Here is a 23,149-nt window from a genome sequence, read left to right on the forward strand (position 1 = left end):
GCCCATCACCCCACATTTTGGAGAACATCATGGAGGCGTCTTACGACGACGCGCTGGCGCGTCTCTTCGCCCATGAGGGCGGCTATAGTCACCATCCCTCAGATCCGGGCGGCCCGACCAAATACGGCATCACGCTTGCTGACTATGCGGCGTTCAAGCGCCGCAAGGTCACGGCCGCCGATGTCAAGGCGATGCCGCTCGCCGATGCCAAGGCGATCTATCGCAATAAATATTGGAGCGCGCTGCGCTGTTCCGAGCTGCCGGCCGGGCTCGATTATGCCTTGTTCGATTACGGCGTGAATTCCGGGATTGGCCGTGCGGCGCGGGTGCTGCGCCGGCTGCTGGCGTTGCCGGACAGCAGTGCGGCGGTGAATGATGCGGTGATCGCCGCGGTGGCGACGCGCGACAGCGCCGCGCTGGTGGCGGCGCTGTGCGATGAGCGGCTGCGGTTCTTGAAGTCGCTGCGCACCTGGCCGGTGTTCGGCAAGGGCTGGGGACGCCGCGTTGCCGAGGTGCGCGCGGCGGCATTGGCGATGGCGCGCGGCGCTGCCGCCGCCGCACCGAAGGCGTCCACCAAGGGCAAAGGCGCTGTGCCGCCCGCGCAGCCGGTGCGGCAGGTGGCGGCGCCGCTCGCGGCGGCGGGCAGTACCGTCGCCCTCATCGATCCTTCATTGATTGCCGCACACCCGGTCGAGACCGCGCTGATCGCATTCGCCGTGCTGGTGATCGCGGCGGCTGTGATCGTGCTGCTGCGGCGCCGGCGTGTGATCCGCCAGCAGCAACCGATGCCGGGCACCGTGTCACTCCCGATCGTCACTGCGTCGGCCTGATCGCTTTTTCCACCCCGCAACATGGAAACTTCATCATGCAATGGCTCTCGACCTTGGCGGTGCTGGCCGCGCTTGCGGTCGCTTATTGGGCTTGGCTGCAGCCGCTGTTGGCACGCCGTCCGGTGCTTGCCGGTTTGCTCGCCGACTTCCACGCTACGAGCGGCTCGCTTGGGAGTCGCGCGGTCGCCGCGCTGCGCGGCTGGCGTTCGGTGCTGCTGGCACGGCTGTACTGGATCGGCGGCCTCGCGCTCGCGCTGCACGACGCGGTGATTCCGGCGCTGGCCGGCGTCGATTGGACGCCGCTCACCACCCTGGTGCTCGGTTTCGTCGCCGAGCCTTATCGGCCGTTGCTGCTGTCGCTCGCGCTCGCCATCACCGGCGCGTTGTTTGAATGGCTGCGGCGGCTGGCAGCCGGCCCGGTCGGCGAACCGTCGCCGGCCGCTGAGTTGCAGACGCAGGCTGATCGGGGAGGGCTGTGATGTTGTCGGCAGTGCTCGCGGCGCTGGCCGGGCCGTTGGCCGATGGATTGCTCGGCCGTGTGATCACACTGGTGCAGAACTATCAGAACAAGCAGCTCACCGAGGCGCAATTGCGCGCCGAGCTGGAAAAGGCGTTGGTCAGTGCAGCGGCCGAAGTGGAAAAGGAGCATGCGGAGACGCTGGCCAAGAGCTATGGCGCGTTCCTGGCCACGACGCGGCACAGTCCGCTGCTGCAGCGCGCCTTTGCCGCGGTGATCTACAGCCAGCTTGCCGTGCTGCTCTGGCATCAGCTGGGCATTCCGGCCTATGTCGCGATCGCCGGCCGGGCCTATCCGTCGTCCGGCACCACGGTGGAATGGGCCTATCTGCTGCTGGCGGCCTGTCTCGGCCTTGGCAGCGTGGTGCTGCGCGCCGGTCCCGGTGGCCGCACCTTCGCGGTGGGCCAGACCGCGGCGCCGCCGGCGGCGCGGCGGCGTTGATGGCAGGATGCAGACCGCGTGAACAAAACGTAATATGACATTGCGGCACCATTCATCGCCCATTCACGCCCGATCGCCTCAGCTCCTGGCGATCGTGCCAAATTGTTTTGTTTGCGGAGAGAATCTTGCGTCTGCTCGTTGTCGAAGATGATCCCGATCTCAATCGCCAGCTCACCGCCGCGCTCACCGATGCCGGCTATGCCGTCGACCGTGCGTTCGATGGCGAGGAGGGGCATTTCCTCGGCGATACCGAGCCCTATGACGCGGTGGTGCTGGATATCGGCCTGCCGAAAATGGATGGCATTTCGGTGCTGGAAGCCTGGCGCCGCAACGGCCGGGTGATGCCGGTGCTGATTCTGACCGCGCGCGATCGCTGGAGCGACAAGGTGCAGGGCTTTGACGCCGGCGCGGACGATTATGTCGCCAAGCCGTTCCATCTTGAAGAAGTGCTGGCGCGGATCCGGGCGCTGCTGCGCCGTAGCACCGGCCACGCCCAATCTGAGCTGACCTGCGGCCCGGTGGTGCTGGACACCCGCACCGGCCGGGTCAGCGTCAATGGCGCGCCGGTCAAGATGACGTCGCATGAATATCGGCTGCTGGCCTATCTGATGCACCATGCCGGCCGGGTGGTGTCGCGCACCGAATTGGTCGAACATCTCTACGATCAGGATTTTGACCGCGACAGCAACACCATCGAGGTGTTCGTCGGCCGGATCCGCAAGAAGCTCGATGTCGATATCATCCAAACCGTGCGCGGCCTCGGCTATCTGTTGACGCCGCCGCGTTCGACCTGATGGCCGCGGGAGCGCCGTGACGTGGGAGTGATGCGCGGAAGTTCGCTCGCGACGCGGCTGTTCCTGTCGGCCACGGCCTGGGTGGTGGTGGTGCTGGCGCTGACCGGCATCGTGCTGTCCTCGGTGTATCGTCAGTCGTCCGAACGCGCCTTCGATCGCCGGCTCAATCTCTATCTGCGCACGCTGGTCGCCGAAGTTGCCACCCCGGAAGAAACCCCGGAGCGCCAGTTCCAGTCGCTTGGCGAGCCGTTGTTCGATCTGCCGTTGTCGGGCTGGTATTGGCAGGTGGCGCGCACCGATGGCGACAAACCAGAACGGCGCGCGTCGCGCTCGCTGTGGGACCGCAAGCTGCCGCAACTCGAGCACCACGCTGACGATCTCACCGCGGCCGGGGTCCGGCTCGGTTATGTCGATGGCCCGGAAGGGCAGATTTTGCGCGTGGTCGAGCGGCCGGTCGATCTTGGCGGCGACGGCAAATATCTGGTGATGGTGGCGGGCGACGCCACCGAGATTTTCGAGGAAACCCGCACCTTCGACTACTATCTCGCCGGCACATTCGTGGCGCTGTCGATTGGCCTGGTGCTGACCACGATTTTTCAGGTGCGGTTTGGCCTCGCGCCGCTGAAACGGATTTCCGACGCGATTGCCGATGTCCGCTCCGGGCGCGCCGAGCGGCTGGTCGGTGAGTTCCCGGTGGAGATCGCGCCGCTGGCGCGCGAAACCAACGCCTTGATCGACGCCAACCGCCAGATCGTGGAGCGGGCGCGCACCCATGTCGGCAATCTCGCGCATGCGCTGAAAACGCCGCTATCGGTGATCATCAACGAAGCCTCGGCCCATGACGCCGATCCATTCGCCGCAAAAGTGCTGGAGCAGGCCGACATGATGCGCGATCAGGTCGCCCATCATCTGCAGCGCGCTCGGATCGCGGCGCGGGTGTCGATCATCGGCACCATCACCGAAGTCGCGCCGGTGATCGACGGCCTGCGCCGTACCATGGAAAAGATCCACCGCAGCCGCGGGCTCGCGATCGAATGCTCGATGGCGTCCGGAGCCAGGTTCCGCGGCGAGCGTCAGGATTTTGAGGAGATGGTCGGCAATCTGATCGACAACGCCTGCAAATGGGCGGCGGGCCGGGTGTCGATCGATGTCAGCCTGGCACCGCGCAGCGCCGCAGAATCCGAGCCGATGTTGCAAGTGGTGGTCGATGATGACGGCCCCGGCCTGTCGCCGGCCGAGCGCGCCAAGGTGCTGCGCCGCGGCCAGCGCCTCGACGAAAGCAAGCCTGGCTCGGGTCTCGGCCTGTCGATCGTCAATGATCTCGCCGCGCTCTATGGCGGCAGCCTGGCGCTGACCGAGGCGCCGGGCGGGGGCCTGCGCGCCGAGCTGCGCTTGCCGGCGGTGTGAGACCACTCAGTCCTCTTGCCGCTTTGCTGCCCCATTCCTCGCATTGGAGTAGATTAGACGGAAGTCGATGCCGTGCCGCGAGCGTGCGGTGAAACCCATGTGCGACTGAACAGAGCCATGACCCAGCGGAACACCATTTTGCTGCTTGCGGCAGCTTTGGCGTTGGCCGGTTGCGATGTGACCGGCGGCAACGCGCCGGGCACGGGCGGTTTGGTGCGCTCATTCAGCGCTTCCGGCCTGACCGGCCGCAACGAGCAGGCGGCCGCCGCCGCGGTCACGGAACTCGGCCAAGGCGATCTGCTCAGCCCCAAGATCAGCGTCAAACTCGACGATGAGGATCGCCGGCTGGCCGCACAGGCGCAGCTCGATGCGCTCGACCATGGCGTCGCCGGCGCTCCGGTGCCGTGGCGCAATCCAAGCTCTGGCAATTACGGCAATATCGTCCCAGGCCCGCCCTATAACCGGCAGGGCGCGACCTGCCGCGGTTATTCACACAGCGTCTCAATCGCAGGACAGCTCGATATCGCGCGCGGCACTGTTTGCCGCAGCGCGGAAGGCGCTTGGGCGGCGGCCGCCAGCTAGCGTGATCTGAGCAGACCGGCCATTCGCGAGCACTGTGTTCCGGGTTTTCAAGACCTTCTTAACGGCAGCCCTGATACAAACCTGAGGTTGACTGAACTTTGAGTGAAGATGGGCGTGTGCCGCCATGCGGGGCACGAAACACTCATTTAAGAACCTGCGAGAATGAGCCAGACATCGACCGAGCGGCTGAGAGACTATCTCGCACAGCTTCCGCCGCAGTCGCAGGCGCTGTTGATGCGCGAGTTTGAGCGGTCGTTGGAGCGCGGCGAAGACGTCACCGTTGCCAATTTCGTGCTCGGTCAGCTGCGGCAAATCGTCCGGAAGACTGACGAGCCGGCGCCGGCGCGCGGCGAGGAACCGGCTCGCGTGGTGTTCCGGCCGCTTGAGCCTTATCTGGTCGATCATGGCGGCGCGGTGCGCCCGGGACAGATCCGGCGCGGCTCACTGCCGCAGATCTGGCAATGGCTGTGCCGTGACGGCGCGCCCGAGCAGGCGCAAGCCTTTGAATCCTCTCTGAATAGCAGCCGCAATTCGGCGGAAGTGGCCCATGCCACCCGGCTGATGCAGAGCGCGGTCGCCGAAGCGATCCGCAATGTCACCGCGGTGACGCCCGGCGTCGACAATCACCGGATTTTGGTGCGGATCGGTCCGCAGACCGTGATCGATGATCTGCGCTCGGTCGGCGCCGTGCTCAGTCACCGCGATGTGCTGGAAGCGCTGGCCGGCAAGCTGCCGAGCAATATCGGCGCGTTCGGCGACGGTCAGGTCAATTCGGTGATCGGCTCGCTCAACGTGCCGTCGCTGCAAACCGCGACCGTGCTGCCATTCGCATTGGGGCTGGTGATCGAGCGGCTGGCCTCGGCCTGGCAGATCATCCGGATTGCGGTGCGCATGGCCGCTTCCGATGACGAGCTGAAAGTGGCGGCAACCCCGTTTGGCGTTGCGGTCACCATGGCGCTGCATGACCTTGGCCACGAGGTCGCCGAACTGCGCGGCCGCATCAAACGCGCCCAGTTCCAGGATTTTGGCGAACGTCTCAAGATCGTCCACGATGGCCTGCGCGGCGTGCGCACCGAGCTTGATCTGCGCAACGATTCCAATTGGGGCCGGCAGGTCGCCGCGATCCGCGTCAGCGTCTCCGATGCGCTGAAATCGGAAATCGAGAGCGTGCCGGGCCGGGTGCGCCGGCTGCTGCGGCAGCGGCCCGACAAGGACATCACCCCGACCATGAAGGTCGATCCGGCTGAGGTCGAAGAGGTCGAGGCGCTGATCGGCTTTGTTGCGGTGTGCCGCACCTTTGCCAGTGAGCTCGCGATCAACGAGGTGACGCTGCGCACCTATTCGGACCTGCAGCAATATGTCGAGAAGTCGACCGAGTCGCTGGTGCAGTCGCTGCGCGGCGGCGATTCGCGGGTCAAAGCGTTCCGGCAGATGCAGATGGATGCCGCGATCCGGTTCTGCGAAGTGCTGTACGGCCGCGATTATGCCGCCACCATGAGCCGAGCGGCGGAAAACGCCCTGGTGGCGGTGGAACGCAAGGCCAGCCGCGCCAGCTGATCGCTTGCGGCGCAGCAAGGCCAGCCGGGGCGATAAATCGCGATTGCGCGGGCGTATCGGGCGTGGTGTAACCGATGGCACCGGAATGCCCGATCCTGACTTCTCACCCGGATCAGCCTATTGATGACGCTGTGGTTTGTGTTCGCGACGATGACGATCGCGGCGGTGTTTGCCATCGTGTGGCCGCTTGGCCGCCGTGGCCAGCCGCTGCGCGAGGGCAAAGAGGTTGTCGTCTATAAGGATCAGCTGGCCGAGCTGGAACGCGACGCCGCGGTCGGCCTGATCGGCCCGTCCGAGGCCGAGGCCGCCAAGGTCGAGATCGGCCGCCGGCTGCTCGCCGCCGCCGATCAGGAACAAAACGCCGGCACCATGACCGGCCGCACCGGGATGCGCCGGGCGGTGGCCCTGATCGGATTGCTGGGCGTGCCGGCGCTGGCGGTTGTAGTCTATCTGCAACTCGGATCGCCGCAGATCGCAGGCCGGCCCTCGGCCGCGCGTACCCAGACCGCGACCGCCGCCGAACCGATCGAAAACCTGATCGCCAAGGTCGAAGCCCATCTTGAGAAGAACCCGACCGATGCCCGCGGCTGGACCGTGCTGGCGCCGGTGCTGATGCGGCTGCGGCGCTATGACGACGCGGCGCGCGCCTATCGCAATGCGCTCACCTATGGTGCCGAGAGTGCCGAGCGCCGCACCGATCTTGGCGAAGCGCTGACCGCGGCCGCCGGCGGCGTGATCACCGCCGATGCCAAGGCGGAATTCGAGCGCGCGCTGGCGCTTGATTCCGATGATCCGAAGGCGCGCTATTTCACCGGCCTTGCCGCCGAGCAGGACGGCCGCAATGCCGATGCCGCCGCGATCTGGCGCGCGATGCTCGACAAGGGCCCGGAGGATGCGACGTGGCGGCCGACCGTCGAGGCGGCGCTGGCGCGGGTGTCCGGGGGCAGCCAGCCGAGCCTGGAGGCGCTCGACGCCAACAAGGATCTCAGCCCCGCTGAGCGCAACGCCATGATTCAAGGCATGGTCGACCGGCTGGCGACCCGGCTCAAGCAGAATGGTGATGACGTCGAGGGATGGCTGCGCTTGCTGCGCGCCTATATGGTGATGGGCGAGCGCGACAAGGCGCAGACCGCTCTCGCCGAGGCGCGCCAGGCGCTGGCCGGCAACGCGGAACGCCTCAAGCAGCTCGATGCGGGACTGAAAAGCCTCGGACTGGACGGCTAAGCCTGGGGGCGGCCTGGCGCCGCCCGCGACACGGCCGCCGCGCAGGACGGGAACCGAAATGCAGCCATTGAAGGGGTGGCCATGACGCGCAAGCAGCGACGGTTGACGATGATCGGCGGAGCGGGCGTTGTGCTCGTGATTGCCGCGGCGCTGGTGCTGAACGCGCTGCGCGATTCCATCGTGTTCTTCTCGACGCCGCAGATGGTGGCCGAACATCCGGTGCCGCCCGGCAAGCGGTTCCGGCTCGGCGGCGTGGTCGAATCCGGCTCGCTGCAACGGGGCGATAAGCTCGCGGTCAGCTTCGTGGTCGCCGACGGCAGCGCCAAGGTTCCGGTGAGCTATCAGGGCATTTTGCCCGACCTGTTCCGCGAAGGGCAGGGCGTGGTTGCCGAAGGCGCGCTCGACGCTGCCGGCGTGTTCAAGGCCGACACCGTGCTCGCCAAGCATGACGAGACCTATATGCCTCGCGAAGTCGCCGACAGCCTGAAGAAGCAGGGCCACTGGAAAGACGACTACGCCAAGAAGCCGGGCGCTGGTTCCAGCGCCAATGCCGAACCCGCGGCGCAGGGAGCAACGCAGTGATTGCTGAGACCGGCCACTACGCGCTGGTGCTGGCGCTGGCGCTGGCGCTGATTCAATCGCTGGTGCCGATGATCGGCGCCAAGTTGCGCGATCCGGCGCTGATGAATGTCGCGCGCTCGACCGCGGTCGCGCAGCTGCTGTTCGTCGGCGCCTCGTTCGTGGCGCTGGTGCTGGTCCATGTCGGCTCCGACTTCTCGGTCGCCAACGTCTTTGAGAACTCGCACTCGCAAAAGCCGCTGATCTATAAAATCAGCGGCGTCTGGGGCAATCACGAGGGCTCGATGCTGCTGTGGGTGGCGATCCTGGCGCTGTTTGGCGGCCTGGTCGCGATTTTCGGCAGCAATCTGCCGCTGTCGCTGCGTGCCCATGTGCTGGCGGTGCAGGGCTGGATCGCCACGGCGTTCTATCTGTTCATCCTGCTGACCTCGAATCCGTTTCTGCGGCTGGCCGAGGTGCCGGTCGAGGGCCGCGACCTCAATCCGATCCTGCAGGACATCGGCCTCGCGATCCATCCGCCGATGCTGTATCTCGGCTATGTCGGCTTCTCGATCTCGTTCTCCTTCGCCGTCGCCGCGCTGATCGAAGGCCGGGTCGATGCCGCCTGGGCACGCTGGGTGCGGCCCTGGACGCTGATGGCCTGGGTGTTCCTGACCCTTGGCATCGCGATGGGCTCGTATTGGGCTTACTACGAACTCGGCTGGGGCGGCTGGTGGTTCTGGGACCCGGTCGAAAACGCCTCGCTGATGCCATGGCTGGCCGGCACCGCGCTGCTGCACTCCGCGCTGGTGATGGAAAAGCGCAACGCGCTCAAGATCTGGACCATCCTGCTCTCGATCCTGACCTTCTCGCTGTCGCTGCTTGGCACCTTCCTGGTGCGCTCCGGTGTTCTCACCTCGGTGCACGCCTTCGCCACGGATCCGTCGCGCGGCGTGTTCATCCTGCTGATCCTGTGCCTGTTCATCGGAGGCAGCCTGACGCTGTATGCCTGGCGCGCGTCGTCGCTCAAGCAGGGCGGTTTGTTCGCGCCGATCTCGCGCGAAGGCTCGCTGGTGCTGAACAATCTGTTCCTCACCACCGCCTGCGCCACGGTGTTCGTCGGCACGCTGTATCCGCTGGCGCTGGAAGTGCTGACCGGCGACAAGATTTCGGTCGGCGCGCCGTTCTTCAATCTCACTTTCGGCCCGCTATGCGTGCCGCTGTTGCTGGCGATGCCGTTCGGCCCGCTTTTGGCCTGGAAGCGCGGTGATCTGCTCGGCGCCGCGCAGCGGCTGCTGGCCGCGGGGCTGCTGGCGCTGTTTGCGGTGGCGTTGCTGTGGGCGTTTGTGCGTGGCGGCAGCACGCTGGCGCCGCTGGCGATCGGGCTTGCAGTGTTTGTGATCGTCGGCGCGCTGGTCGATCTGGTTGAACGTATCGCGCTGTTCCGCGTGCCGCTCGGCATTTCCTGGCGCCGCGCCCGCGGCCTGCCGCGCGCCGCCTGGGGCACCGCGTTCGCCCATGCCGGCATCGGCGTGGCGCTGATCGGCATCGTCTGCGAAAGCACCTGGAACAGCGAATACATCGCGACCATGAAGCCGAACGACAGCGCCATGGTCGGCGGCTATGAGTTCAAGCTGAACGGCCTGTCGCAGCGCCAGGGACCGAACTACCGTGAAGTGTTCGCGTCGTTCTCGGTGTCGCAGCAGGGCGCTGTGCTTGGCACGCTGACGCCCTCGAAGCGCAGCTTTGCGACCCGTGGCATGTCGACCTCGGAAGCTGCGCTGATGACGCGCGGCGTCAGCCAGCTCTATGTCTCGCTCGGCGATCTGCGCGCCGATGGCGCCGTCGCAGTGCGCATCTATCACAAGCCCTGGGTGCTGCTGATCTGGTATGGCCCGCTGCTGATGGCATTTGGCGGCTTGTTGTCGCTGTCCGATCGCCGGTTGCGGGTCGGCGCGCCGAAACCGGCCAAGGCGGCGCGTGCGCTGCAAGCTGCGGAGTAGTGCGATGAAGCATCTATTGGCCGCGGTGGCGACCGCGCTGGTGCTGGCAGGTGCTCCCGCGGCCTATGCCGTGCAGCCCGATGAGATCATGACCGATCCGGCCAAGGAGGCGCGGGCGCGCGAGCTGTCCAAAGAGCTGCGTTGCATGGTGTGCCAGAACCAGTCGATCGACGATTCCGACGCGCCGCTTGCCAAGGATTTGCGCGTGCTGGTGCGCGAGCGGCTCGCGGCCGGCGACAGCAACAGCCAAGTGCTCGACTATCTGGTGGCGCGCTATGGCGAGTTCGTGCTGCTGCGACCGCGCCTTGAATGGCACACGCTGATGCTGTGGCTGTTGCCGCCCTTGGCGCTGCTCGGCGGCGCGTTCGGGCTGTGGCGCTATAGCCGCAAGCGCTCGGCCGCAGCGCCCGAAATAGCCACCGCCGCGCCGACGCTCTCTGCCGATGAACAAGCGCGGCTCGACCGGCTGATGGCGGGCAACGCACCCGCACGACATGACCCGTAGCTATCAGTCGGCGCTGGCTCGTTCCCATTGCGGGAACGGGTCTGGCAGATGGGCATAGGCGGCCGGATCGAACGCTTCCTCGCTATCCGCAATCAGGCATTTCTCCAGCATGGCGGTGATGCGGGCGCGGTTCATCATGCCCAGCATGCCGATGAAAACGATCTCCTGGCGGCGGTCGCCATAGATCGGGTCGAACTTGGCGAGAACCTTGGCGCGCACGCCGGCATCGACCGGCCAGCGGGCAGGCGGCACCACCACCCACCAATGCCCAAGCGCACGGACGGAAGCCAACGCGCCAGCGATGCTGAATTCGCCGGCCCAGTTCGGGCGGGTCGCCAGCCAGAAATGACCCTTGGCGCGGATCACGCCCGGTAGCGGCGTCTGCAGGAATTCGTTGAACAACTCAGGCTGCAGCGGCCGGCGTGCCCGCCAGACAAAGCTGGTCACGCCATACTCGGCATCCTCAGGCACATGATCGGCGAAGCCATACAGTTCCTTGAACCACATCGGGTGCTGATGTGCGCGTTGGAAATCGAACAGCCCGGTGTCGAACAATTGTGATGGATCGACGCGGCCATGGTCGGTTTCGATCAGCCGGGCATCGGGGTTGAGCGCGTGGATAATGGCGCGGGCGGCGTCGCGTTGCTGCGTGGTGGCGTCCGAGACCTTGTTCATCACGATGATGTCGGCAAATTCGATCTGCTCGACCAGCAGATTCACCAGCGTGCGGTTATCATCTTCTCCGGCGGTCTCGCCGCGGTTCGAGAGAAAGTCGGTGGACGAGTAGTCCTTGAGCAGATTGACGGTGTCGACCACCGTCACCATTGCATCGAGACGAGCGACGTCTGACAGGCTGAGGCCGGTTTCCTCGCGGAATTCGAAAGTTGCGGCGACCGGCAGCGGCTCGGACACGCCGGTGCTTTCAATCAACAGGTAGTCGAAGCGGTTTTCCTCGGCGAGACGGCGCACTTCAATCAGCAGGTCATCGCGCAAGGTGCAGCAGATGCAGCCATTGGTGAGCTCGATCAGCTTCTCCTCAGAGCGGCTGAGCGTGGTCTCCTCGCGTACCAGATCGGCATCGATATTGACCTCGCTCATGTCGTTGACGATTACCGCGACCCGGCGGCCCTCGCGATTGTTCAGCACATGATTGAGGAGGGTGGTTTTTCCGGCTCCGAGGAAACCCGACAGCACCGTCACCGGGAGGCGAGGCACAGAATCCTGACTGTTCGACACTTACATCACCAATGTAATGTTATAACATCACATTAAATAGTATCAGGAGGTCGGTCGAGGGTCAAATTCCTTTCGGTGCGCCAGCACCGGCTGGCGCCACGCACGATTGGCCGCTGACGGCTGGGGGCGGGCGAGATGGCGAGCGGCAACAACAACACGTTCGCGGCCGGGCCTTTGATGGGCACCCGGCCGCCGACAATCACTTACGCCTGGCGGCTCCACCGCAGCTTCGCCGCGGGGCCGTTCCCGGCCTGTTAGAACGGCGTAATTTCCTGCGGCAGCGCCTGGCCGGCCTTATGCAGCGCGATCCAGCGATGCAGCTCGGCGACGTGGCCGCTTTCTTCCTCCACGAATTCCTTGGCCAGCGCCTTGATCTCGGGATCAGTGGTGTTGTCGTAGATGCTCTTGTACCAGTTGAAGGCGTTGGTCTCCGCTTCGAGCGCGATCTCGAGGCCAACATCGCGGCTGATGAACGGATCGGTGCCCCAGATCGCCGCGGTCTCCGGGCTTTCCAGCCCCGGCCACTCGAATTCTTCCGGCTTCAATTCCGGAATATCGCGAAAGCCGGCGCGCGCCTGAGCATCGGCCTGGTGCATGCGCGAATAGTCCGACAATTGCCGAAACAGTTTTGCGACTTCGCGGTTGCCGCAGGACTCCATGGCATCGGCGAGTTGGCCGAAGCGCAGCGCGGCTTCCTGTTCGAGTTTGATGGAATAGGCGAGAAACTCTTCAACGGTGTCCATTGTGGTGCTCCGTGATTGACCGACGACGACGTGATCAGCGGCCAGAAATGGCTTGGCCAATCGCGTCGGTGTCGAAGTCAGCGCGACTAAGCGCGCTGCAGGGGCTGAACGGTGTTACGCCGGCTGGGGCGCGGCGTGCCGGATCGCCCACTCTTCCTGGGTGATCCAGGCCTCCAGAATTTTGACGTGGTCGGCTTCTTCCTTGACGAACTCACGCGCGGCCGCCGCAACCTCCGGGTTCTTGGTGGTGGCTTCGACGGCGCCGTAAAATTCGTAGCCGCGGCGCTCGCCTTGCAGCGCCACTTTCAGGGCGCCGAGCCGGGTGATGGCTGAATCGCCGGCCCAATCCGCCGAGGCTTCCGGCGAAGCGTGGTTCGGCCAGGCATAATCGGGCGGCACGTGCTTGCTGAGATCGATGCTGCCGGCGCGCGCCTTCACCTCAGCCAGATGTAGTCGCGAGAAGTCGGCGAGTTGCTTGAACAGTTTGGCGACTTCGGCATTGCCGACTTTCGCCATTGACGCGGCGAGGTCATCATAGTGCTGCGCGGCATCTTCTTCGACCTTGGCGGCGTAGCCGAAGAATTCATCGAGCGCGTTGATCTCCATGCCGCCTTTGTAGGTGCGCGCCACGCTGGTGACGTGCGGACGCTGCGCCGGCAGCGTCTTGTCGCCCTCGAACGACACCAGAATGTCCTCATGGCGCACGAAACACTGGCAGGCCAGCCGATAGGGCGGCGGTACGTCATTGACTTCGGCGTTTTCGATCTCCTCCTTGGTGATCTTGCCGAGCTGTTTCAGCAGCTCTTTTTCTTTTTCGGTCAGCGCCACCGCCGATTTGGCGAGTGGGTTGAAGTGCTCGACCTTGACCAGGCAGGAGCCGCATTCGCCGTCCTGGCAGTCGAAGGGGATCGGAATCTTATGCGCTTTGGCGACAGCCAGAATAGTGCCGCGATCACCGGCGACCGCGTAAACCGTGACATCTCTCGCCATGACCGGCGAGGAAAACGTAATATTGGCCACGACCTTCTCCCGTTTCGCAAGCACGGCGCGGAAGGACCCACGACGTGTTGTCGCGCTGCATGGCAAGAACCAGGCCAACGGGAACTTGCGGATTATCAGAGACTTAACATTGTCGGGAATCCGCCTGATCGGCTGCGGCCGGACACGGTTTTGTCAGGACGCCGACAAAGCCGGATCTGAACTGGCAAGATTACGAAAGATTAATTCCCTCGCCAGCGCGCGGTAAGGAGGCAACCCCCATTTTCTGGACCACACGGTGCGCTGATCGCACCACAGCCATTTCAGGTTCCGGAGATTTTGGATGACCAACCGCCCGACGATGTCCCCGCAAGAGAAGTCCTCGCACCGTTCGGTGCTGTCCGCGCGCAAATGGGCCTTGATGGCCAGCGTGGTCGCCGGTCTCGGTGCCGGCGCGTATGGCCTCGGGATCAACGGTGCTGGCAACTGGTTCAGCACGCCAGCGGCGGCGCAGGTTTCGAGCGAAGTCCGCAAGGTGGCGCAGCCGGTCGGCTTTGCCGACATTGTCGAGCGCGTGAAGCCCTCGGTGATTTCCGTGAAAGTGCGGATGGGCGATCGTGGCCGCGATGATGTGGCCGGCCTCAGCGACGACTCGCCGTTCCAGCCCGGCTCGCCGATGGAACGCTTTTTCCGCCGGTTCGGCGGGCCCGATGGCATGCCGCCCGGCATGCGCGGCAATCGCGGCCGCGGCATGGTCACCGGCCAGGGCTCCGGCTTCCTGATCTCGGCCGACGGCTATGCGGTCACCAACAATCACGTGGTCGACGGCGCCGACAAGGTCGAAGTCACTACCGATGACGGCAAGACCTACACCGCCAAGGTGATCGGCACCGATGCCCGTACCGATCTGGCGCTGATCAAGGTCGAGGGTGGTTCCAACTTCCCTTACGCCAAGCTGTCGGAAGGCAAACCGCGCATCGGCGACTGGGTGCTGGCAGTCGGCAACCCGTTCGGTCTCGGCGGCACGGTGACGGCCGGCATCGTCTCGGCCTCCGGCCGCGATATCGGCAGTGGTCCGTATGACGACTTCATTCAGATCGACGCGCCGGTCAACAAGGGCAATTCCGGTGGCCCGGCGTTCAACGTCGAAGGCGAGGTGATTGGCGTCAACACCGCGATCTATTCGCCCTCGGGCGGCAATGTCGGCATCGCGTTCTCGATCCCGGCCAATACCGTGCAGGCGGTGATCACCCAGCTCAAGGATAAGGGCATGGTCAGCCGCGGCTGGATCGGTGTGCAGATTCAGCCGGTGACCCAGGAGATCGCCGACAGTCTCGGCTTGAAGAAGGCCGAGGGCGCGCTGGTCGCCGAGCCGCAGGCTGATGGCCCGGCCGCCAAGGCTGGCATCGAGTCCGGCGACGTGATTATCGGCGTCAACGATACCCCTGTGAAGGATGCGCGCGAGCTGGCCCGCACCATCGGCGGCTTTGCGCCCGGCAACACCGTGAAGCTCAACATCATTCACAAGGGTAAGGAGAAGGTCGCCAATCTGACGCTTGGCCAGTTGCCCAACACCATCGAAGCCAAGGCTGATTTCGACCGCGGCGATGTCGGTCGCGGCGCCGATGTGCCGCGGCTCGGCCTGACCGTGGTGCCGGCTTCGAGCGTTGCGGGCGCCGGCAAGGAAGGCGTGGTGGTCACCGATATCGATCCCAAGGGGCTCGCGGCCGATCGCGGCTTCAAGGAAGGCGACGTGATCCTCGAAGTCGGTGGCAAGGCGGTGGCCGGCGCCGGTGACGTGCGTGATGCGCTCGCGGCCGCCAAGACCGAGAACAAGAACAGCATTCTGCTGCGGGTGCGCAGCGGTGGTGCCTCGCGCTTCGTGGCGTTGCCGCTCGCCAAGGGCTAAGCGCGCCCGCAACAATTGAGACTGTCGTCGGTCCGCCCCCACCGCGACCGTCTCAGGGAACGGGCTCCGGTCCGTTCCCATCGAAACCTTCCGCAGGAGAAAGCCCCCCTCCGTCGGAAGGCTGGCGGGCGGCGAGGTGCCCCCAAGCTTCGCCGCCCGTTCCGCTTTTTCGGAGGCGCGCCGCGCCTTGCCAGCGCCGCCTGAGCGCGCCATGGTGAGAAAGACCTGCCCGCCATGACCCAAGCCGACAACGAAATGCGCCTGCTGATCATTGAGGATGACCGCGAGTCTGCGGACTATCTGGTGAAAGCGTTCCGTGAGGTCGGCCATATCGCCGACCACGCCGCTGATGGCGAGGAGGGCCTCGCGCTGGCCGAAAGCGGCGATTACGACGTGCTGGTCGTGGACCGCATGCTGCCGAAACGGGACGGGCTGTCGGTGATCGGTGCGCTGCGCGACAAGGGCAACCGCACGCCGGCGCTGATCCTGTCGGCGCTCGGCCAAGTCGATGACCGCATCAAGGGCCTGCGCGCTGGCGGCGACGACTATCTGCCCAAACCTTACGCCTTTGCCGAATTGCTGGCGCGGGTCGAAGTGCTGTCGCGCCGTCAGGGTGGCCCCGCCGAGGAAACCAGCTACAAGGTCGGCAGCCTCGAACTCGACCGGCTGTCGCATCGGGTGATGCGCGGCGGCGAAGAATTGACGCTGCAACCGCGCGAATTCCGGTTGCTCGAATATCTGATGAAGCATGCCGGGCAGGTGGTGACCCGCACCATGCTGCTCGAAAATGTCTGGGACTATCACTTCGATCCGCAGACCAACGTCATCGACGTGCACATCTCGCGGCTGCGCGGCAAGATCGACAAGGGCTTTGACCGGCCGCTGCTGCACACCATCCGCGGCGCCGGCTACATGATCCGCGAATAGTGCTGTGACCGCTTTCGGCAAGCTGATCAGGACCACCGCGTTTCGTCTGACGCTGGTCTATCTGTTTCTGTTCGCGCTGTTTGCGGCGTCGCTGCTCGCTTACTTCGCCTGGAACACCAGGCGGCTGATCACCGATCAGATCACCACCACCGTCAATGGCGAGGTCGAAGAGATCGCCGACATCTATTCGCGGCGCGGCCTGCGCGGTCTGGTGTTCACGCTGGAAAACCGCGCGCTGCGGCCCGGCGCCAATCTCTATCTGGTGACCACGCCGGCCGGGCAGGCGGTGGCCGGCAACATCGCTTCGCTGGCGCCGGGCGTGATGGCCACCAATGGCTGGTCGGAAACGCTGTATCGCCGGCTCGACGATCAGGATGCGCCGCATCACCGCGCCCTGGTCCGGGTCACTCAGCTCAGCGGCGGATTTCGTTTGTTAGTCGGGCGCGATCTTGAGGAGCGCCGCCGCTTGTTCGGCGTGGTGCGCTCGGCCGCGCAATGGTCAGTGCTGGTGGTGGTGGTGCTCGGGCTCGGCGGCGGCGTGTTCGTCGGCCGGCGCGTGCTGCGCCGGATCGACGCCATGACCGGCACCGCGCAGCGCATCATGGCTGGTGATCTGTCGGGCCGACTGCCGGTGGGCCGCAGCGGCGATGAACTCGACCGGCTGGCCGAAAACCTCAACGCCATGCTGGAGCGGATCGAAGCCTTGATGATGGGCTTGAAAGAGGTGTCGGACAACATCGCCCACGACCTGAAGACGCCGCTCACCCGGCTGCGCAACCGCGCCGAGGAGGCGCTGGCGAAATCGCGCAGCGAGCCCGAATATCGCGCGGCACTGGAGCGCACCATCGAGGAATCCGACGGACTGATTCGGACCTTCAACGCGCTGTTGATGATCGCGCGCGCGGAATCGGGGCAGGCGCGCGACAATATGGTCGATTTCGACGCCGCCGAGATCGCCGGCGGCATCCACGAATTGTATGAGCCGCTCGCCGAAGACAACGGGCTGACCTTGCGGATCGAGGCGCAGCCGGCGCAATTGCGCGGCAATCGCGAATTGATCGGCCAGGCGCTCGCCAATCTGGTGGAAAATGCCATCAAATACGGCCGCTCGGACCAAGCGGACGCCGCGCCAGCCTCCCAGGAAGTGCTGATCGAGGCCCGCCGCGAAGGCTCTCAGGTGCTGTTGTCGGTCACTGACCATGGTCCGGGCATCCCGGAGGCGGACCGCAGCCATGCCGTGCAGCGCTTTGTTCGCCTGGAGGCGAGCCGGACCTTGCCGGGCTCCGGGCTCGGCCTTAGTCTGGCAGCCGCGGTCGCCACCCTGCATGGCGGCGAATTGCGGCTCACCGACGCGGGGCCTGGTTTGCGCGCCACGCTTGCATTTCCAGCGCGCGCGGGTGATGCACAGTCAGCAACGCAGACTGCAGAACAGAAATCGGCATGACCCTTTCCGCGATCGACGCGGACCTCCCTGAACTGGCAACGCGCTTTGCGGCCGGTCCGCAGCTATTTGACCCTGAGGCCGCCACCGCGCGGCTCAACGACTGGCTCACCGAATTGGAGCCGGCCGCTGCCGACGGGTTCCGCGAGCTATTCGCATCGACGCCGAAGGCGCAGATCGTGCTGCAGGCGATCGTGGAAGCGTCGCCCTATCTGTTCGATCTCGTGCGCGCCGATCCGCCGCGCGCGCTGCGGCTGCTGCGCAGCGACCCCGATCAGCAGCTCACCGCTCTGATCGCGCGCACCGAGGCCGAAATTCTCGCGGCCAGCAGCGAAGCTGCTGCGATGACCATCCTGCGGCGCATGAAGGCCGAAGCCGCGCTGCTGATCGCCCTATGCGACATCGGCGATGTCTGGCCGGTGATGCGGGTCACCGAAGCGCTGACCGACATTGCGGTCACCGGCGTGCAGCAGGCGCTGCGCTATCAATTGCGCCAGGAAGCCGCGCGCGGCCGCTTGCAGCCGCCTTGCACCGATTTCCCGGAGCAGGGCAGCGGCCTGGTCGTGCTCGCGATGGGCAAGATGGGCGCGGGCGAGCTGAACTATTCCAGCGATATCGATCTGATCGTGTTCTACGATCTCGAAGCGCCGACGCTGGCGCCCGATATCGAGCCGCAGCCATTCTTCGTGCGCGTCACCCAGGCGATGGCGCGCATGCTGTCGCAGCGCACCGGCGATGGCTATGTGTTCCGTGTCGATCTGCGGCTGCGCCCCGATCCGGCTTCGACCCAGGTGGCGATCTCGACCGCCGCCGCGATGGATTATTACGAGCGCGAAGGCCGCACCTGGGAGCGCGCGGCGATGATCAAGGCGCGGCCGTGCGCCGGCGACGCCGAGGCCGGCGAGCGGGTGATCGCGGAGATCGCGCCGTTCGTGTGGCGCAAGCATCTCGACTTCGCCGCGCTCGCCGATGTTCATGACATGAAGCGGCAGATGCAGACGTTCCGCGGCCAGACCCAGATCGCGGTCGAAGGTCACAACGTCAAGGTCGGCCGTGGCGGCATCCGCGAAATCGAGTTCTTTGCGCAGACCCAGCAGTTGATCGCGGGCGGCCGGCATCGCGAATTGCGGGTGCGGCCGACGCTGACCACGCTCAACATTCTCGCCGCCAGCAATTGGATCACGACGCAGGCGCGCGACGAACTGACCGAAGCCTATCTGTTCCTGCGCCGGGTCGAACATCGCTTGCAGATGATCGCCGACGAACAGACCCACGCGCTGCCGGAAGACGAGGCCACGATCGAGCGCTTTGCGCGCTTCCTCGGCTTTGCCGACCGCGCGGCATTTGCCGAGCAACTGTTGGCGCATCTCAATTGCGTGCAGGGCCATTACAGCAAGCTGTTCGAGGCCGACGAGGTGGTCGACGCGGCGTCGCTGCCGCCGGTCGACTACGCGGCCGGCCCTGAGGATCAGCGGCTTGCCGAGCACCTGGTGTCGCTTGGCTTCAAGAAGCCGGCGATGGTGGCGGAAACGTTGCGGCAATGGATGGCCGCCGAGTATCGCATCCTGCGCGTCGACTCGACGCGCCGCGCCTTCCTTGAATTCGTGCCGACCCTGGTCGATGGGCTGGCGCGCGCCGAGCAGCCCGACAATGCGGTGATCGCGTTCGACCGGCTGCTGCAGGAACTGCATCGCGGTGGCCGGCTGGTGGCGCTGCTCAGCCAGAACAAGGAACTGGTAGCGCTGGTGGCGCTGGTGCTGAGCGCGGCGCCGCGGCTCGGCGACATGGTGGCGCGGCAGCCGCAGATCATGGACGGCCTGATCGATCCGCGGTTCTTCGGCGCCATGCCGGACCGGCGCGAATTGTCGTCGCGCCTGGCGGCGACGCTGGCCGATGCCGGCTCCTATGAAGAGTTTCTCGATCGGCTGCGGCTGTTCGGCCAGGAGAGCCTCTTCCTGATCGGCACCCGCATCCTGTCGGGCACCGTGTCGACCCAGCAGGCGTCGATCGCGTTCGCCGATGTGGCCGAAGGCATTGTCGACACGGTCCATGGCCTGGTGATCGATCATTTCAGCGCGCAATACGGCCGGATCGCCGGCCAGCAGACCGCGATCCTGGCGATGGGGCGGCTCGGCAGCCGCGAGATGACGGCATCGTCCGATCTCGATCTGATCCTGATCTACGATTTCGACGAGGAGCAGCCGGATTCCGACGGGCCGCGCTCGCTGCACGGCGCGCAATACTTTGCGCGCTTCACGCAGCGGCTGATCTCCGCCTTCACCACGCGCACCAATTACGGCGTGCTGTATGAAGTCGACATGCGGCTGCGGCCGTCCGGACGCGCCGGCCCGGTGGCATCGCGGCTTTGCGCTTTCGCTGATTATCAGGACCACGAGGCCTGGACCTGGGAGCACATGGCGCTAACCCGGGCGCGGGTGATCTCGGCCTCGCCGGAATTCCGTGCCAAGATCGAAGGCATCATTCGCGAGATCCTGACCCGGCCGCGCGACCGGCTGGTGATCGCCAACGATGTCGCCGAAATGCGCCGCGCGATCGCCCAGGAAAAGGGCGAGGACGATATCTGGGATTTGAAATACGCCGCCGGCGGCCTGATCGATATCGATTTCATCGCTCAGTATCTGCAACTGGTGCACGCTGCCGAGATGCCGGACATTCTCAGCGTCGGAACGGTCACGGTGCTCGACAATGCCGCGCGGCTCGGCGTGTTGCCGAGCTCCGACGCCGACGTGCTGCGCGGCGCGGCGCGGCTCTATCACAACCTCACGCAAATTCTCCGGCTGTGTGTCAGCGAAAAATTCAGCCCCGCCACTGCCGGCGAGGACCTGCTGCGCGCGCTGGTGCGGGCCGGCGATGCGCCGGACTTCTCGTCGCTGGAAGCGCGGGTCAAGGAGACCCAGGCCGAGGTGCGAGCGGTGTTTTCGGCGCTGTTGCAGATCGAGAGCTGACGCTCGATCCCGGTCATTAAGCGTGCTGTGATCGCGGCGGCATGACGCGCGCGATCGACACTGACGCGCACTGTAATCCCGATACTGAACCACAACGACCGGCTCTGCCGGGCGTTGTCATGATGGCGCTGTCGTCAAGGACGGCGGCTGTCGGTTGCTGTTGTGAGGTCGGTGCGTGCTCAGGCGGCGGCAGCAACGTCGGCGGAGGCTTGGCGCGGCAGCACCACGCGCACCACCGTGCCAACCCCGAGCTGCGAGCGCAGCCGCATCGAGCCGCCATGCAGCGCGGTCAGCGACTTGGCGATCGCAAGGCCGAGGCCCGAGCCGTGATAGCTCTTGGAAAGCTGGCTCTCGACCTGTTCGAACGGCTGGCCGAGCCGGTGCAGCGAGTGGGGGGCGATGCCGATGCCGGTGTCGGCGATCAGCAGCACGATCGAATCCGGCAGCGCGTGGCTGCGCACGGTGACCGCGCCGCCTTCGGGGGTAAACTTGACGGCGTTCGACAGCAGATTGACCAGGATCTGCTTGATGGCGCGGCGGTCGCCGACCACGGGGATTTCCTCGCCGATCTCGGCGCGCAGTTCGAGATGCTTGTTGTCGGCGCGGCCGGACACCACGCGCAGCGATTCCGTCAGCGAGGCGGCGAGATCGAGCCGCTCGAAATCGAGCTTCATGCGGCCGGCCTCGATCTTCGACATGTCGAGAATGTCGTTGATCACTTCCAGCAGATAGTGGCCGCTGGTCATGATGTCGCGGCAGTATTCCTGATACTTCTCCGAGCCGAGCGTGCCGAACATGCCGCTGCCCATGATCTCGGAGAAGCCAATGATGGCATTGAGCGGCGTGCGCAGCTCGTGGCTCATATTGGCGAGGAAGCGCGATTTGGTCTGGTTGGCGTCTTCGGCGCGGGTCTTTTCCTGCGCATATTTGCGCGCGAGGTCGGCGAGTTCGACCGCCTGCCGCTCGAGCTTGACCTGCGAGATCTTGAGATCGGCGACGGTGGCGCGCAGCCGCAGATCGTTCTCGATCAGCTTGCGCTCGTGTTCCTTGATGCGGGTGATGTCGGTGCCGACCGCGACATAGCCGCCGTCCTTGGTGCGGCGCTCGCTGATATGCAGCCAGCGGCCATTCTCAAGCTGCGCCTCGAAGGTGCGGGCGCCGAGCGGGCCGGGGCCGCATTCGGACGGCCAGGTCTTGGCTTCCGGAATGTTGCCGACCTCGATCACGGTCTCATAGGCGGTGCCGGGGATCACCGCGGAGTCCGGCAGCTTGTGTAGCCGCTGGAAGTGCGAGTTGCACAGCACCAGCCGGTTGTCGGCGTCCCACAGCACGAACGCTTCCGGAATGGTCTCGATCGCGTCGCGCAGCCGCAGGTCGGCTTCCACGGTGCGTTCGGCGAGGCTCTTGTGCTCGGTGATGTCGACCGCGATGCCGATCAGGTGCAGCCCGTCGTCGGTGGCGCCCTGGCTGATCTCGCAGCGCACGCGCAGCCAGATCCAGTGGCCGTTGGCGTGCTGCATGCGAAAGGTGCGATCGATCTGCGAGACGTTGCCGGCGATCAGCTGGTTGGCGATCGAGAACAGGTCGATGTCCTCGGACTTCACCAGCGCGTTCACCTCGCCAAAGGTCAAAAGGTCGGTGCGGCTCTCCAGCCCGAGCATCGAGAACATCGACTGCGACCAGAAGATCCGGCCGCGCGACAGGTCCCAGTCCCACAGACCGCAGCGGCCGCGGTTGAGCGCGGTGTCGATCCGGCCGCGCACCGCGTCGTTGATCGCGTCGCTCTCGCGGGCGCGGGTCGATTGCCAGTGGAACGCAAAGCCGAGGATCAGCACCACGAAGCCGGTGGTGGCCGATAGCGTCACCGACAGCGCGGTGTCGGCCGACCACAGCGATCCGGCTTTCTCCTCAATGATAATGACATGGCCCGGCATCGAGCTGACGATGCGCTGCACGGCATAGGCGGAGCGCCCGCTCGGCAGCTTGAGGTCGATCACGCCCGTCTGCAGGCCCGAGGTGGTGAGCGGCTGCGCGGCGCTCAGCACTTCCAGAATGCGGCCGGTGCTGCCGAGCGGTTCGTCGGGGGGCACGCGCGCAATCACGCGCTGATTGGAGTCGACCACGATGACGTGGCGATCGGGCGAGGCCGCCCAGGACGGGATCAGCGACGGCAGCGTGGTTTGCAGCCGGGCCAGCATCACGCCACGCTCGGTGCGGTCGCTGGTCATGCGATCGATACGTTCGGCGACGAGGTCGGCGAGGGCGGAGAGGTCGCGCGTGATGATGCTGCGCTTCTGGCGCGACTGATCGATGATCTGCACCAAGGCGCCGACGCAGATCGTCAGCAGGAAGCCGATAATCAAGGTCGGCACGGCCCGGCGCAACGCGGGCTCTGCAATCAGAAGCCTTTGGTAAGCCGGTTTTGCGATCGACTGCGCGAGACCCTTAATAGAATCGGATGATGCGCAGGCGCTCGCACTTTGCGCGCGCGCCATACCTCTGGCCCCCAACGGATTGCCCAAACCTGAAGT

At 65.5% G+C, this 23,149-nt stretch carries 19 protein-coding genes; 15 read left to right on the forward strand and 4 right to left on the reverse strand.

The genetic code is table 11. The features are described from left to right. Positions 1-29: 29 nt before the first annotated feature. The 11 genes from BJ122_RS02570 to BJ122_RS02620 all read left to right on the forward strand — a co-directional run bounded on the left by BJ122_RS02570 (position 30) and on the right by BJ122_RS02620 (position 10,418). Positions 30-830 (forward strand): glycoside hydrolase family 108 protein, encoded by an 801-nt coding sequence (locus tag BJ122_RS02570; RefSeq protein WP_245407581.1) that lies wholly within the window; start codon positions 30-32, stop codon positions 828-830. Positions 831-865: 35 nt separating this feature from the next. Then, a complete protein-coding gene (locus BJ122_RS02575; protein WP_110779595.1) occupies positions 866-1,309 on the forward strand; it encodes a hypothetical protein in 444 nt (147 codons plus the stop codon). Then, positions 1,309-1,788 carry a hypothetical protein gene (locus BJ122_RS02580; protein WP_110779596.1) on the forward strand — a complete coding sequence of 160 codons (480 nt, stop codon included), beginning with the start codon at positions 1,309-1,311 and terminating at the stop codon, positions 1,786-1,788. The genes BJ122_RS02575 and BJ122_RS02580 overlap by 1 nt, the downstream gene beginning before the upstream one ends. A gap of 125 nt (positions 1,789-1,913) precedes the next feature. Then, positions 1,914-2,582 carry a response regulator transcription factor gene (locus BJ122_RS02585; protein ID WP_027277840.1) on the forward strand — a complete coding sequence of 223 codons (669 nt, stop codon included), beginning with the start codon at positions 1,914-1,916 and terminating at the stop codon, positions 2,580-2,582. A 30-nt stretch (positions 2,583-2,612) separates the two neighbouring features. Further along, positions 2,613-3,989, forward strand: coding sequence for a sensor histidine kinase (locus tag BJ122_RS02590; RefSeq protein ID WP_110779597.1), 1,377 nt, complete (start codon positions 2,613-2,615; stop codon positions 3,987-3,989). Positions 3,990-4,106: 117 nt separating this feature from the next. Continuing rightward, a complete protein-coding gene (locus tag BJ122_RS02595) occupies positions 4,107-4,571 on the forward strand; it encodes an RT0821/Lpp0805 family surface protein (protein WP_110779598.1) in 465 nt (154 codons plus the stop codon). Positions 4,572-4,733: 162 nt separating this feature from the next. Further along, positions 4,734-6,128: a hypothetical protein gene (locus BJ122_RS02600; RefSeq protein ID WP_110779599.1), complete on the forward strand. Its 1,395-nt coding sequence runs from the start codon at positions 4,734-4,736 to the stop codon at positions 6,126-6,128. A 123-nt stretch (positions 6,129-6,251) separates the two neighbouring features. Then, positions 6,252-7,352: a c-type cytochrome biogenesis protein CcmI gene (ccmI, locus tag BJ122_RS02605; protein WP_110779600.1), complete on the forward strand. Its 1,101-nt coding sequence runs from the start codon at positions 6,252-6,254 to the stop codon at positions 7,350-7,352. Positions 7,353-7,433: 81 nt separating this feature from the next. Next, the gene (ccmE, locus tag BJ122_RS02610) at positions 7,434-7,934 is read left to right on the forward strand and encodes a cytochrome c maturation protein CcmE (protein ID WP_110779601.1); all 501 of its coding nucleotides are present in this window, start codon (positions 7,434-7,436) and stop codon (positions 7,932-7,934) included. Further along, positions 7,931-9,913, forward strand: coding sequence for a heme lyase CcmF/NrfE family subunit (locus tag BJ122_RS02615; protein ID WP_110779602.1), 1,983 nt, complete (start codon positions 7,931-7,933; stop codon positions 9,911-9,913). The genes ccmE and BJ122_RS02615 overlap by 4 nt, the downstream gene beginning before the upstream one ends. Before the next feature lie 4 nt (positions 9,914-9,917). Further along, entirely contained in the window at positions 9,918-10,418 is a 501-nt protein-coding gene (locus BJ122_RS02620) for a cytochrome c-type biogenesis protein (protein WP_110779603.1), read from the forward strand. 3 nt (positions 10,419-10,421) lie between these two features. Here BJ122_RS02620 and BJ122_RS02625 read toward each other — a convergent pair whose 3' ends face one another. The 3 genes from BJ122_RS02625 to BJ122_RS02635 all read right to left on the reverse strand — a co-directional run bounded on the left by BJ122_RS02625 (position 10,422) and on the right by BJ122_RS02635 (position 13,417). Continuing rightward, positions 10,422-11,633 carry a GTP-binding protein gene (locus tag BJ122_RS02625; protein ID WP_110779604.1) on the reverse strand — a complete coding sequence of 404 codons (1,212 nt, stop codon included), beginning with the start codon at positions 11,631-11,633 and terminating at the stop codon, positions 10,422-10,424. Positions 11,634-11,908: 275 nt separating this feature from the next. Further along, positions 11,909-12,397, reverse strand: coding sequence for a ferritin-like domain-containing protein (locus BJ122_RS02630; protein ID WP_103012720.1), 489 nt, complete (start codon positions 12,395-12,397; stop codon positions 11,909-11,911). Positions 12,398-12,511: 114 nt separating this feature from the next. After that, positions 12,512-13,417 carry a 2Fe-2S iron-sulfur cluster-binding protein gene (locus BJ122_RS02635; protein WP_110779769.1) on the reverse strand — a complete coding sequence of 302 codons (906 nt, stop codon included), beginning with the start codon at positions 13,415-13,417 and terminating at the stop codon, positions 12,512-12,514. Between the two features lie 301 nt (positions 13,418-13,718). Here BJ122_RS02635 and BJ122_RS02640 point away from each other — a divergent pair, with 301 nt between their 5' ends. From BJ122_RS02640 to BJ122_RS02655, 4 genes are all read left to right on the forward strand, one after another. Continuing rightward, positions 13,719-15,284 (forward strand): Do family serine endopeptidase, encoded by a 1,566-nt coding sequence (locus BJ122_RS02640; RefSeq protein ID WP_110779605.1) that lies wholly within the window; start codon positions 13,719-13,721, stop codon positions 15,282-15,284. 234 nt (positions 15,285-15,518) lie between these two features. Beyond that, a complete protein-coding gene (locus BJ122_RS02645) occupies positions 15,519-16,211 on the forward strand; it encodes a response regulator transcription factor (protein WP_110779606.1) in 693 nt (230 codons plus the stop codon). 4 nt (positions 16,212-16,215) lie between these two features. Beyond that, positions 16,216-17,655, forward strand: coding sequence for a sensor histidine kinase (locus BJ122_RS02650; RefSeq protein ID WP_110779607.1), 1,440 nt, complete (start codon positions 16,216-16,218; stop codon positions 17,653-17,655). Then, positions 17,652-20,618, forward strand: coding sequence for a bifunctional [glutamine synthetase] adenylyltransferase/[glutamine synthetase]-adenylyl-L-tyrosine phosphorylase (locus BJ122_RS02655; RefSeq protein ID WP_110779608.1), 2,967 nt, complete (start codon positions 17,652-17,654; stop codon positions 20,616-20,618). Before BJ122_RS02650 ends, BJ122_RS02655 begins: the two co-directional genes overlap by 4 nt. 179 nt (positions 20,619-20,797) lie before the next feature. On the opposite strand, the gene BJ122_RS02660 is transcribed toward BJ122_RS02655, so the two are convergent. Continuing rightward, the gene (locus tag BJ122_RS02660) at positions 20,798-23,113 is read right to left on the reverse strand and encodes a PAS domain-containing sensor histidine kinase (RefSeq protein ID WP_110779609.1); all 2,316 of its coding nucleotides are present in this window, start codon (positions 23,111-23,113) and stop codon (positions 20,798-20,800) included. Positions 23,114-23,149: the final 36 nt, after the last annotated feature.

It is taken from the genome of Rhodopseudomonas faecalis, from assembly GCF_003217325.1.
Lineage (GTDB): Bacteria > Pseudomonadota > Alphaproteobacteria > Rhizobiales > Xanthobacteraceae > Rhodopseudomonas > Rhodopseudomonas faecalis.